Below are 12076 nucleotides of genomic sequence, written 5' to 3'. Positions count from 1 at the left end.
AAGCCCCAACCGCTTTCCTACATCCGATGCACTTGATATAATGGCCCACGATGACCGGCAATCCCGTCAAAAAGCACGCCTCTACTCACCGTCCCAAACACTCGCTTCAACAGAATTTCAACCCCAAAACGCGTATATTTTGTATAATTTGGTTTGCGATCTTTCCGCCCTTAATCCTTGCCCCTTTATCACTATTACTACTCGACTTTATCGCGACTGGCATGGCATCTATCGTGCTAGGGAGAGACTGATAAGCCAATGTCAATGGAACCAGCCTATGTAGTGCAAATGAAGCGTTTGATGGAGTGGGAAGCTTCACGGACCGCGCCGCCAGAAGGCTTTCCGCATCTGCCCGATCTTCCCGCGGGTCGTTATACATCCCAGGAATATTATGATCTGGAACAGCAGCATATCTGGAAGAAAAGCTGGCTGTTTGCGGCCCATATAGATGAAGTGCCGGAGCCGGGATGCTTTATGAAATGGGAAAATACCGGCACACCAGTGATCATTGTCCACGGTATGGATGGCGAAGTGCGGGCCTTTTATAACACCTGCCGCCATCGCGGAGCGCCAGTCGTGACCGAGGAAAAGGGCCGCTCACCCCGCCTGATGTGCGGCTATCATAACTGGACCTACAAGACCGATGGCGAGCTGGTCGGCGTCCCGGAGAAACAGGATTTCACCGGGCTGGATATGTCGTGCCGCAGCCTCATCCCGGTCAAATGCGAGATGCTGGGCAATATTATTTTTGTCAGTTTTGATGACGACGCGATGCCGCTCAAAGAGTGGCTTGGCCCCGTCTGGAATGACTGGGAGGAGTTTCAGTTTGACAAAATCCGGCTTGCCGCCCGCCACTCATTCGATCTCAACTGCAACTGGAAGGTGGCGATGGAGGCCAATATGGAGGTCTATCATGTGCCCTTCATCCATCCCGAAACCGTGGCGCCTTTGGTCGACAGCAAGCGCAATGTGAACACTATGTTCCCCAATGGCCATGCCCGGATGCTGGCCCCTGCCCCGCAGCAAACCGACCGCGCGCATGTCCGCGCCGTCGACTCGCCGCCGGAATGGCAGGAAATGGATACGGTCGGCGAATTTGGACGTACCTGCACGCAGAGCTACACGATGTTCCCCAACTGGGTGTCGCCGCTATCCAATTATTTTGTACCGCCATTGGTTTTCTGGCCGACCGGATTGAATACAACCCGGTTGGAGCTCGTCACGATGGCGCTGGACTGGGGGAACGGTCCAGCGCCAGACTTGTGGACGGTGCCGGACGAAAGCAAGCCCAATGGCCGCGACATGAGCCCGATCATCCTGGAAGACACGCAATTTGGCGAGATGATCCAAAAATCAATGGAAAGCGATGGGTTCAAGAGTGTGCCGCTGAGCTATCAGGAAGCGCGGATTTACAGCTTTCATCAAAGTTGCGACAAAATGATTGGTCTGGACAATGTTCCCGCGCATCTGGCGGTCGATCAGGTGATTGGCGAAGAATGGGTCTACCCCAATGATCCGCGGGTGGAGCAGATGGAGCAATTGCAAGCGGCGGAATGACTGTGCCCCTGCGCAGGCAGGGGTCCATCTCCTAGGTTATCGACAACAAACAGCGGTTGTGGGATGGATTGGGCCAAAGCCTTGCACATAGTAAATCAACCGTGGTTAGGCGATCCTACAGGAGATGGACCCCTGCCTGCACAGGGGCACAACCTGTTACAAAGGTCGGATATACTAATGTCCCATAACCCCTAGCTATTCGCCGTCCCCTTCCCTAAATGCACAATCATGCATTTCTTAGATCAAGCCAAAATATATGTGAGCTCTGGCCAGGGCGGGCCCGGTGCTGTCAGTTTTCGGCGTGAAAAATATATTCAATATGGCGGCCCGGACGGCGGCAATGGCGGCAAAGGTGGCGATATCATCTTCAAGGCGGTGGAAGGCCTCAATACCCTGATCGACTTTCGTTACGCCCAGCATCTGAAAGCACAGCGCGGCAAAGGCGGCGCTGGCCGCAATCGCACCGGCGCTGGCGGCGAAGACCGAATCATCAAGGTTCCGGTCGGCACGCAGGTTCTGTCTGAGGACAAAGAACATGTGCTGCTCGACTTCACCCGTGAAGGACAGGAAGAATTGTTCCTCGAAGGCGGGATCGGCGGCCGCGGTAACGCCAGCTACAAAAGCTCCACCAATCGTGCCCCACGACAGCACCAACCCGGCGAGCCCGGCGAAGAAGCGGCGGTCTGGTTGCGGCTGAAACTGATTGCCGATGCCGGATTGGTTGGGCTGCCTAATGCCGGCAAGTCGACTTTGATCAACTTCGTCAGCAATTCAAAAGCCAAGGTTGGTGCGTATCCCTTCACCACCATCCATCCACAATTGGGCGTCGTTCAGCATCGAGGGCGTGAATTCGTACTTGCCGATATTCCGGGATTAATTGACGGTGCGGCGGACGGCGCTGGCATTGGGGATCGTTTTCTGGGCCATATCGAACGGTGTAAGGTTTTGCTCCATCTGATCGATGCAACCGGTGATGATCCCGTGGCCGCATGGAAAACTGTGACCAAAGAGCTGGAAGAATATGGTGGCGGCTTGGCTGAGAAGCCCCAGATATTGGCGCTCAACAAAGCCGATCTGCTGGACGATGAACTGATGGATTCCATCGCCGAAGATCTGCGTGCAGCAGGGGCCATCGAAGTTCTGCCGCTATCGGGCGCAACTGGGAAAGGCATGGATGCCGTGCTCGACAAAGTGCTCGAAGCAGTTGGCGGCCACAGCTCGATCGAAAAGAAAGATCAGCTGGCCAGCGGTATTGATGTCGACGGCGACGAAGAAGAAAAAGCAGACTGGTCACCACTGTGACGACTGCGCCTAACGAAGTAATCGTGGTGAAAGTGGGTTCGTCGCTTTTGATCGGCGAAAACGGAAATGTGCGCCGCAAATGGCTTGAAACGCTGGTCTCAGACATTGCCAAGCGCCATCAGGACGGTGCATCCGTCATTATTGTGTCGTCTGGATCAATCGCATTGGGCGCACGCAACCTTGGATTGGAAAAAGGTGGCCGGGCGAGCTTGGCCGATGCGCAAGCGGCAGCCTCTGTAGGACAAATCACGCTAAGCAGCCTGTGGTCAGAGTTGCTTGCCGAGCATGACATCACGGCGGCCCAGATGCTGCTGACGCTTGATGATATGGAAGACCGCAAACGCTATCTCAACGCAACCGCAACGCTGGAGAAGCTTCTCGAAAACCGCGCCATTCCGGTAATCAACGAGAATGACAGCGTCGCGACCGACGAAATCCGTTTTGGCGACAATGACCGCTTAGCAGCCCGGGTTGCCCAAGCGGCTTCAGCGGATCGGGTTCTGCTCTTATCTGATATCGATGGTCTATATGATCGCACTGCTGGCAGCGAGACCGAAGGCCAGTTTATCGGTCTGGTCGAACAAGTGGATGCACGGATCATGGCAATGGCCGACGGTTCATCCTCATCCGGACTGGGCTCTGGCGGGATGACATCCAAACTCGAAGCCGCGCGGATTGCCAATCTTGCCGGTATCGAATTGTCCATTATATCCGGTCAGGAAGACCATCCTCTTGAGCGGTATCAGCTTACTAACGTGGGAACATTGTTCAAGGCCAGCGGTCAGGCTAATGCCCGCAAAAGCTGGCTGGGCGGCCGCCTGACGTCTGCCGGGACCATTACGATTGACGCTGGGGCAGCGGCGGCATTAGCCGAAGGAAACAGCCTGTTAGCCGCTGGCATTATAACCATAGAGGGCCAGTTTGAGCGTAGCGACGTTGTGGATATAGCGGGTGCCGATGGCCAGATCATAGCCCGCGGACTGGCAGAATATGATGCGCTGGATTGTGCGAAGATTATCGGGCGGCGCAGCTCTGAACTGGAAGCCTTGCTGGGGTATTCACCGCGCAGTGCTGTCGTACATCGCAACCAGATGGTGCTGGTGTGAAACGGGGCTTAAGCAGATAGCCGCATGCGGACGAAACAGACATTGGCGATAACCGGCGCGACCGGTTTTGTAGGCGGGCATTTGCTCAACCTGGCTGTGCGGGCTGGTTTTCCTGTGCGTGCCCTCACCCGCCGGACGCAGGATGACAGGCCCAATGTCACATGGGTGCGCGGCGCTTTGGATAATCCAGCGAGCCTCAGCGTGTTGTGCACAGGCGCCGACGTCGTGATCCACATCGCAGGCGTGGTCAACGCGCCCACGCGCGAGGGCTTTGAAGCAGGCAATGTCGCTGGTACGCTAGCGGTTGTGGAGGCAGCCAAAAAGGCGGGATGCAAGCGCTTCATCCATGTCTCATCGCTCGCAGCGACTTTGCCTGATCTGTCCATATATGGGGAAACCAAAGCCAGAGCAGAGAAGATTGTGAAAAGCAGCGGACTGGATTGGACGATCATTCGGCCGCCCGCCATTTACGGCCCCGGTGACGGTGAAATGCTGGAGCTGTTTAAAATGGCCAAAACGGGTTTTGTCACCTTACCTCCAGATGCCGATGGACGCCTTTCGGTCATCCATGTCGATGATCTCTCGCGTGCTTTGATGACCATCATTCCCGAACATGAAGATCTGACTGCGCAAATCTTTGAGGTGGACGACGGAAAAACCGGCGGCTGGACTCAATCGAGCTTCGCCAAAGCCATTGGCTGGGCGATAGGTAGACGGATCAAGCCGGTGGCTACACCGAAATTATTTCTAAAACTGGGTGCTAAGGCGGACCGCCTGATGCGGCGGGATAAAGCAAAGCTGACCGAGGATCGGGTGAGCTACTTTTGCCATGATGACTGGACCGTGGATCCTGCCAAACGTTTGCCGCCCGAAACATGGACAGCACAAATAGAAACCCGGCAAGGTCTGAAAGACACCGCCAAATGGTACCGGCAAAATGACTGGCTTTGACGCCTCTTAAAATCACTAGCTGCTATTACCGTTTAACGAGCGCATAATCCCGCCTTGGGAGACAATATTATGCAGAATGATGCTGCGGTGCGCGATGGTGCACCCACCCACAATTTCGACATTTATGCCGAGCCGGCGATCAAGGTCGATGTCCATGATGCTTTTCTGACTCTAAAACGCGAAGCCCCTCCGCTGTTTTGGACACCGGCTAATGGTGGTCACTGGATCGTGACCGATGGCGATTTGATGATAGAATTACTGCGTAAGCCCAATATCTTCTCCAATCAGAATTTTTCAATTCCGCATGTCGAGAATACACCTAAAACAATCCCACTCTCCCTCGACCCACCAGAACATCGCCCCTACCGCCAAATGATGCGACCATTCTTTGAGAAAAAGGCGATAGCGCCTTTGCAAGAACGGATTCAGCAATGGGCAGATCGGCTCATTGGCGCTGTAAAAGACGATGGGCAATGTGAATTTGTCGACGCAGTCGGTTCCCGCTTTCCGGTATCCGTTTTTATGGAGATGCTCGGCCTGCCATTGGACCGGTTTGATGAATTTCGCGGGCTGGTGAACGAGAATTTTGCTTTAGCTGGAACGCCCGGCGCAATGGAGGTTCAGAAGAAGATTGTCGCAATCCTCGCTGAATTTGTAAAAGAGCGTCAGGCCGACCCCAAAGATGATATGATGAGCCACATCATTCAATCGGATACCGATGGCCGTGCGCTAAGCTTCCAAGAATTGCTCTCTATCGCCCATCTGCTGTTTCTCGCAGGACTGGACACGGTGGTAAACGCGCTCAGCTTTGGGATGAAGCATTTGGCCGGCGACCCAGTTTTGCAACAGCGAATTATCGATGATCCAAGCTGCGTGCCCGACGTCACCGAAGAACTGCTGCGCCGCTACAGCTTCATCAACCTGCCACGCCAGGTAAACGAGAATACCGTATTGGGCGGGCAGGAATTGTCCAAGGGTGACAAGATTATCTGCCCGCTTGCGATGATTGGTTGGGAAGAGAAGCTTAACAAGGATCCGATGACTGTGTCGGTAGATCGCAAACATTATCGACACGGGGCCTTTGGGTCTGGCATTCATACCTGCTTAGGGCTTCACCTGGCACGGATGGAGCTTCATATTTTCTACGAGACCTGGTTTAGGGAAATCGGTCAATTTCAATTGCACCCTAAAAAACCGCAGGGCGCGATGCGCGGCAGCGTCGTTTGGGCCATTGAGGATTTGTGGCTTAGCTGGAAATAGGCGCTTCTCTATAGGAACGGGCCGAAAAATTGCTCTGCCAGATATGTAATGAAAGTCAGTGACAAACCGAGCAGAAATACTCTGTAAGCGAGGCCCAGATAGCGGTATTTTTTTCGCTCTAATACGATACCCATTTGATATATGTCGCGCAGCATTGTGCGGTAGACAGTTTCCTGATCCAGGAAATTCTCTGACAAAAGCCTGTCTTTGAATTCATCTTCTGATATTTTGGAGAAAGCGCCAAAGAACAACATATTGGGATTGGCCCCTGCCCGTATCTTGGTCGCTGGCATAACGGCAATCGCAGCGAGACCAGCCGCACAAAATGCCGAAACCGCCAATATCAACAAGGGTAAAGAGAAGGTGCTGGCATGGCTTTGTCCAATCGCCAGCGTGAAAACCACAAATGTTGCGCCAATCAACATATTAGCCTTGTGATCGGCCATTAAACTCAATTGAACATGATGTTGTTGGGTTGTGCGTAGCAATTGGATGACCTCATCCGGCCATTTTCGTTCTTCGGTCATGCTCCACTCTCCACAACGGCGCGACCCGATGGAACGTGAGAGTGGCATAATCGGCGCAATTGGGCAAGTTAGGGCGCATATCCCCATCCTTGTGCCCTGTTTCGGCCTTATTCGCTTGCCAATGGGGGCTTCACGTTGGCAAAGGTTGCTCAGAGTGAAACAGACCGGAATATTGGGGAATTAAGCATGGCAAGTCGTGAAGAAATTATGACCAAGGTTGAGGCCCTGATCGGACCATTCAACAATAAGGGCGTCGAATTGAAAGAAGCCACCACCTTTGCCGGTGATCTGGAATGGGACAGCTTGACGGTGATGGATTTCGTCGCTGCGGTAGAGGATGAATTTGATATCATCATTACGATGAACATGCAGGCCGAAATCGAGACTGTTGGCCAGCTTGCCGACGCTGTAGCAAAGCTGATGGATAACTAGATTTAGCGTTGTCGTTTTGAACTAAGATCAAAACGACATTGAACAGAGAGCATGATGACCGACCTTTTGAGTAAATTCGATCCGCTGATTCAGGAACGCGAAACCCTTTTGGCAACGGGCGTAAAAGACCCATTTTCGCTTGTGATGGAAGAAGTGAAGTCACCCACTGTGGCCGTTTGCAATGGCAAGGAAACCATTCTGCTCGGCACCTATAATTATATGGGCATGACCTTTGATGATGACGTTCGCGAAGCTGGCCTGACTGCGCTTAAAGAATTTGGCTCTGGCACCACTGGTAGCCGTGTTCTCAACGGCACTTATAGTCCGCATAAAGACTGCGAAGACGCACTTAAAGAATTTTACGCGATGGACCATGCGATGGTCTTTTCCACCGGCTATCAAGCCAATCTGGGCATTATTTCGACGCTCGCTGGCAAAGGCGATTATGTCATCCTCGACATTGATAGCCATGCATCCATTTATGATGGCTGTGCGATGGGCAATGCGGAAATCGTAGCGTTCCGCCATAATGATGTTGAGGCTCTGGAAAAGCGTCTGAAACGTCTGCCTGCTGATGCGGGTAAACTGGTTGTGCTCGAAGGTGTATATTCTATGCTTGGCGATGTCGCCCCGCTCAAAGAAATGATCCGTATTTGTAAAGAAAATGGCGCGATGACTTTGGTAGATGAAGCACATAGCATGGGCTTTATCGGCGAAAATGGCCGCGGTGTGGCCGAGCATCAGGGTGTCATCGACAATGTCGATTTCATCATCGGTACGTTCAGCAAATCGGTAGGAACAGTTGGCGGTTTCTGCGTTTCCAACCATCCCAAATTTGAAATCATGCGGCTGGTTTGTCGCCCCTATGTATTTACCGCCTCGCTACCGCCCAGTGTAATGGCAACCGCTGCAACGTCCATCCGTAAGTTGATGCACTCGGGCAATAAGCGCGCGCATCTTTGGGAAAATAGCAAAAAACTTCATAAAGGCCTCCGCGATTTGGGCTTTGAACTCGGCACGCCGGAAGCACAAAGCGCGATTATCGCAGTGATCATGCCCGATCTTGAACGGGGTGCGATGATGTGGCAAGCGCTCTTGCAAGAAGGGCTCTACGTCAATCTGGCCCGGCCGCCGGCAACGCCTGCCAATATGACCCTGTTACGCTGTTCGCTATGTGCAGAACATACATCGGAACAGGTCGATCAAATCCTCGGTATGTTTGAAGCGGCTGGCAAGGCGGTTGGAGCGATTTAATCCTCCGACGGGAGATAAGAATGACGAACCCCATCCTCATCGAACAACGCGGTGCGATTGAGATCCTGTCGCTCAATCGACCGGACAAACTCAACACAATGAACGAAGACATGATCTTCGCACTGCAGGATTATTTCCGCGGACTTCAGGATCGCCATGATATCCGAGTAGTCCTGTTCCGCGCCGAAGGAAGGGCGTTTTGTGCGGGTCTTGATATCGGCGCCTGGAAAAATGACGGATCACGCGGGCAAGTCCAGCATATCTGGCGGACCCAGCGCAGCATTGCGACGGTCATGCAATTGATGCGGCAATGTCCACAGCCGATTATAGCGCTCGGGCAAGGCGCCGCCTGTGGCGGCGGTTTCTCGCTGCTACTCGCCAGTGACGTCCGCTATGGTGCGCCAAGTCTCAAAATGAACGCGGCCTACATTAAAATCGGCCTTGGCGGCTGCGATATGGGATCGAGCTATTTTCTGCCCCGATTGGTAGGATCATCGCTCGCATCGGAGCTGCTCCTGACTGGCCGTTTCATCCATGCCGAACGCGCCGAGAAGCTCGGCTTGATCAGCGAAGTGGTTGACGAAGACAAATTGCTCACCACCGGCCTATCGCTAGCCGAAGAGATGCTCGACACTGCACCTATGGGTCTGCGCCTGACGAAAGACGCACTAAATCGCAATATCGACGCCCAGAGCTTTGAAGCGGCCATGGCGATCGAAGACCGGCAACAGGCCATGTTGAGCCTGACCGAGGATAGCCGCGAGGCCGCCAAGGCCTTTTTCAGCAAGCGAAAGCCTGACTATAAGGATCGATAGCTAAAACCGAGATCGGATAGGCCCCATACGCTTCAATAGTTCTGGCCTGGCTTCTTCCAAAAAATCATTTATCTCGCCATATGGGCCAATGTTCCACCGGCAGTCTTGGCAAACAACCATCGACTGAGGCTCTTTGTCTTTTGGCATTTCTAGAGCCGTACTGGAACAGTTTGGACAGAATAAAAGACCGTCCCGGCGCCGCCGTTCTTTCCAATGCAAACTATAAGGGTCTACGCCATGGTTCCGCGTTACAAACCTGACATAAATTCGATCCACAATTATGGCCAAGACGAAATATCCAACCACAGCTCCAATCATGACGTAGTTTTTTTGTTCCTGAGAAAGCCAATCCAGACTAGCCAGAAATCCGGCTTTGTGCAAAAACGCGATTGATCCTAGAAAGACAAATCCGGATAAAAGAGGCAGCATATTTCTGGTTTGCAAGAGTGTCATTTTATCGCTCCACCGGCAATTAAACGCGGCAACATCGTGATCGCCCCCAAAATTGGCCATTTGCGTTGCCAAGGCTTGATCTCATAATTAGTTCCAGCATGGCGGTTAATTTTCCAAGCGAGATAGTCGATTCCGCCTGCATAGGTGCCGGATGCCTTTGCGAGCCGCGCCAGTGTTAGAAATTTGCCATTGCGGCGCAGCGTCTTCCAGCGTTTTTGCGCTTCTGCGAACGAAAGTTCCCCAGATTCTGATGGATCCTGATCCTGCAGGGTCGCCATTGTTGCGAGACCGAAGCGTTCGTAGCGGTCGAGATCAGCATCCACGACCGAACCTGAGCGATTTTTTCGTTCGGCCCGCAATTCTGCGCTATAAGTCAGCGCAAAACCACGATGAAATATCCGTATCGGTGTCTGTGGTTGGATACCGAGAACGGGCAATGTCAATTCAAACAAGGTTACTGGCGCACGCGCAATCGCAGCGATAATTTTCTTTCGGGCTGCTTCATCCGCACACCAAACCAGTCGTGATGGCTGTGCAAAGCGTGCCCAGACACTCACTGCGCTGGCTTCCGGTCCGTTCAGTTTATGGAAGTCCGCTTCACTCAAAACCGCGACTTTCGCGATCAGGCCGTCATGTTCGGCTGGAAAAACATTGGGCGGCAATAGCTCGTTTGCGCGGACCAACCAACTTTTGCCATAAGCTGCTTCATAGCTCGACACGATGAGATAGAAGTCGAGCATCTGCCCTTCGAGCTCGGTCGTCCTAAGACACGAACCATAAAAAAGAACGGCACAGGATGCATTGCAATATTGCTCCGCGATAGCCTCGGCAAAGCTAGAAACGCGAAGTTCTACCGGCTCTGCCAGTTCAGCTCCTATAAGAGGTTCAAGGTAACTCACCCGTCGGATGATAGCCTAGGCAGCGAGGCGAAGGAAAGACACCGGTTTGGTAGATTTCAAAATAATCGGACGACCTTCCTTTGCGAGGAACAATTCGCCGTCCATCACTACATTACTATTTTTGCCCTCTATTCGGACCATGTCACCTTGTTCCAGGTGGATGCCTTTTTGTGCGGTTTTACCCAAGCGTCCAAATAGCACGGAGAAGATGAAACGCAGCAATGCAGTAGGTTTTTGATCAATTGCCATAAATTGCAACCGGCCACGCTTTTCACGCGCACGGGAAACGCGCCGCATCAACAGCAATTTTTCGAGCGTAGTCACGATCAAAATCGCAAAATTTCCCTGATATTGACCATTTTTAATAAGTGAAATGCTAATCGGAGATGGCCGGTTCGGTAAAAATTTCGCCCTTATACCAAATAATACCGAAGCCAGAGCCGCGAAAACTGTCAACACATGAGAAGCTGCATTGGGTAGGCCCAAAGGATAAATCTTATGCCGGCAATAAAGGATAAATTCCGATAGGCCCGCGCCGCCCACAAACATACCCAGCACGACTTTGCTATTCTTGCTGCCGTCAGACAAAGCGATCAGTTCGCGATCCACCAGATGTTCATGCAAATCATGTTTTGCCATTTCGACAATACGTTCAAGCGCTTTTAGCGGGTTACCTTCTGCACCGAGATCCAGCGCAATCAAATTTGTTTTGCCATTCGGCAATACGGCGACCGGTGGTGGATTTTTGCCGAAATGTCCGCCTTGATGCAATTCTGTTAGCGCAGCTTGTACAGTGCCATCTCCGCCATTTATCACCAGTACCTTGGGTTTTACTTTTGCAATTGTCTGTAAAGCTTTCGTGATCTCGTCAACATCGTCCACCTCATAATGGAAAACATCACTATTTTTCACACAATAAGAGCGTACTTCCGGTAATATCGCACGATTACCCGTGGAATTTGGATTAGAAAGTAGCGCTACATTGGCCATTATTTAATTGCCCATTTCCCTAAAGTATCTGCCCATCACAAATATTTCATCTTGATGTTGATTGATTTCACTTCGTTTCCGACTGAAAACTTGGTCTTTTTGTAACTTGGTTTCCCCAAGTTAAAGATATTGATGCTTGGATTATTCGACATACCACCGCCATCGGAACTGATATCGGTCTTGCCATTACCATTTACATCATGGCGCACCGCGATCCCGTAAGTTCCGCTGGTCGGGATAGGCACACAAAAAGTCATGTTGTCGCGTTTCGCAGGTGCTTCAATACGGTTGATCCACGCGCCTTTTTTCAGCCATTCCGCTTTCGTTCCGCGATAGCTTTGCACACGAATTTTTCCAGATGACGCTTTAACGCCGCTTAATTTCACCAAAACAGCGGGCCCATCACCGGATCGACATTTGTTCAGATCGTTAGAGATTTTCTGGCCTGCAGTAGCCGCAGACACAGGCATGGCCAAAAGGGCGGTTGAAAGCGCAAAAGACGCTGCAAATTTCAACATGACGAAAATACT

General features: G+C 52.2%; 12 protein-coding genes. 8 read left to right on the top strand and 4 right to left on the bottom strand.

What is annotated here, in order from left to right:
- Window positions 1-258 precede the first annotated feature (258 nt).
- From J4G78_RS16350 to J4G78_RS16330, 5 genes are all read left to right on the top strand, one after another.
- A complete protein-coding gene (locus J4G78_RS16350; protein ID WP_243457135.1) occupies window positions 259-1557 on the top strand; it encodes an aromatic ring-hydroxylating oxygenase subunit alpha in 1299 nt (432 codons plus the stop codon).
- A gap of 228 nt (window positions 1558-1785) precedes the next feature.
- The gene (gene obgE, locus J4G78_RS16345) at window positions 1786-2859 is read left to right on the top strand and encodes a GTPase ObgE (RefSeq protein ID WP_207987564.1); all 1074 of its coding nucleotides are present in this window, start codon (window positions 1786-1788) and stop codon (window positions 2857-2859) included.
- On the top strand, window positions 2856-3965 hold the full coding sequence (gene proB, locus J4G78_RS16340; protein ID WP_243457134.1) for a glutamate 5-kinase: 1110 nt from the start codon (window positions 2856-2858) through the stop codon (window positions 3963-3965). The genes obgE and proB overlap by 4 nt, the downstream gene beginning before the upstream one ends.
- Window positions 3966-3989: 24 nt before the next feature.
- The gene (locus tag J4G78_RS16335; RefSeq protein ID WP_207987563.1) at window positions 3990-4916 is read left to right on the top strand and encodes an NAD-dependent epimerase/dehydratase family protein; all 927 of its coding nucleotides are present in this window, start codon (window positions 3990-3992) and stop codon (window positions 4914-4916) included.
- A 69-nt stretch (window positions 4917-4985) separates the two neighbouring features.
- A complete protein-coding gene (locus J4G78_RS16330; RefSeq protein WP_207987562.1) occupies window positions 4986-6176 on the top strand; it encodes a cytochrome P450 in 1191 nt (396 codons plus the stop codon).
- A gap of 8 nt (window positions 6177-6184) precedes the next feature.
- Here the strand turns inward: J4G78_RS16330 and J4G78_RS16325 are convergent, their stop codons facing one another.
- Complete coding sequence (locus J4G78_RS16325) at window positions 6185-6703, bottom strand: Pycsar system effector family protein (RefSeq protein ID WP_207987561.1); 519 nt, start codon at window positions 6701-6703, stop codon at window positions 6185-6187.
- A 186-nt stretch (window positions 6704-6889) separates the two neighbouring features.
- On the opposite strand from J4G78_RS16325, the gene J4G78_RS16320 reads away from it, so the two are divergent.
- From J4G78_RS16320 to J4G78_RS16310, 3 genes are read left to right on the top strand one after another with little or no spacing between them, the layout of a single operon-like run.
- Window positions 6890-7135: an acyl carrier protein gene (locus J4G78_RS16320; RefSeq protein ID WP_207987560.1), complete on the top strand. Its 246-nt coding sequence runs from the start codon at window positions 6890-6892 to the stop codon at window positions 7133-7135.
- 54 nt (window positions 7136-7189) lie between these two features.
- Window positions 7190-8389, top strand: coding sequence for a serine palmitoyltransferase (gene spt / locus J4G78_RS16315; RefSeq protein WP_207987559.1), 1200 nt, complete (start codon window positions 7190-7192; stop codon window positions 8387-8389).
- Between the two features lie 20 nt (window positions 8390-8409).
- Window positions 8410-9204, top strand: coding sequence for an enoyl-CoA hydratase/isomerase family protein (locus J4G78_RS16310; protein WP_207987558.1), 795 nt, complete (start codon window positions 8410-8412; stop codon window positions 9202-9204).
- A 449-nt stretch (window positions 9205-9653) separates the two neighbouring features.
- On the opposite strand, the gene J4G78_RS16305 is transcribed toward J4G78_RS16310, so the two are convergent.
- Genes J4G78_RS16305 through J4G78_RS16295 form a run of 3 tightly spaced genes read right to left on the bottom strand, consistent with a single transcriptional unit; the run spans window position 9654 to window position 12064 of the window.
- Window positions 9654-10556: a hypothetical protein gene (locus J4G78_RS16305; protein ID WP_207987557.1), complete on the bottom strand. Its 903-nt coding sequence runs from the start codon at window positions 10554-10556 to the stop codon at window positions 9654-9656.
- Window positions 10557-10571: 15 nt separating this feature from the next.
- On the bottom strand, window positions 10572-11546 hold the full coding sequence (locus J4G78_RS16300) for a diacylglycerol/lipid kinase family protein (RefSeq protein WP_207987556.1): 975 nt from the start codon (window positions 11544-11546) through the stop codon (window positions 10572-10574).
- 35 nt (window positions 11547-11581) lie between these two features.
- Window positions 11582-12064, bottom strand: coding sequence for a DUF2141 domain-containing protein (locus tag J4G78_RS16295; RefSeq protein ID WP_207987555.1), 483 nt, complete (start codon window positions 12062-12064; stop codon window positions 11582-11584).
- Window positions 12065-12076 lie beyond the last annotated feature (12 nt).

It is taken from the genome of Parasphingorhabdus cellanae (assembly GCF_017498565.1).
Taxonomy (GTDB): Bacteria; Pseudomonadota; Alphaproteobacteria; order Sphingomonadales; family Sphingomonadaceae; genus Parasphingorhabdus; species Parasphingorhabdus cellanae.
The sequence above is the reverse complement of the archived record's forward strand: the minus strand, read 5'-3'. Positions and strand labels throughout refer to the sequence as shown.

Coding starts and splice junctions, on each gene's coding strand:
- J4G78_RS16350 (WP_243457135.1), top strand. CDS start 259: ATGTCAATGGAACCAGCCTATGTAGTGCAAATGAAGCGTTTGATGGAG.
- obgE (WP_207987564.1), top strand. CDS start 1,786: ATGCATTTCTTAGATCAAGCCAAAATATATGTGAGCTCTGGCCAGGGC.
- J4G78_RS16335 (WP_207987563.1), top strand. CDS start 3,990: ATGCGGACGAAACAGACATTGGCGATAACCGGCGCGACCGGTTTTGTA.
- J4G78_RS16330 (WP_207987562.1), top strand. CDS start 4,986: ATGCAGAATGATGCTGCGGTGCGCGATGGTGCACCCACCCACAATTTC.
- J4G78_RS16325 (WP_207987561.1), bottom strand. CDS start 6,703: ATGACCGAAGAACGAAAATGGCCGGATGAGGTCATCCAATTGCTACGC.
- J4G78_RS16320 (WP_207987560.1), top strand. CDS start 6,890: ATGGCAAGTCGTGAAGAAATTATGACCAAGGTTGAGGCCCTGATCGGA.
- spt (WP_207987559.1), top strand. CDS start 7,190: ATGACCGACCTTTTGAGTAAATTCGATCCGCTGATTCAGGAACGCGAA.
- J4G78_RS16310 (WP_207987558.1), top strand. CDS start 8,410: ATGACGAACCCCATCCTCATCGAACAACGCGGTGCGATTGAGATCCTG.
- J4G78_RS16300 (WP_207987556.1), bottom strand. CDS start 11,546: ATGGCCAATGTAGCGCTACTTTCTAATCCAAATTCCACGGGTAATCGT.
- J4G78_RS16295 (WP_207987555.1), bottom strand. CDS start 12,064: ATGTTGAAATTTGCAGCGTCTTTTGCGCTTTCAACCGCCCTTTTGGCC.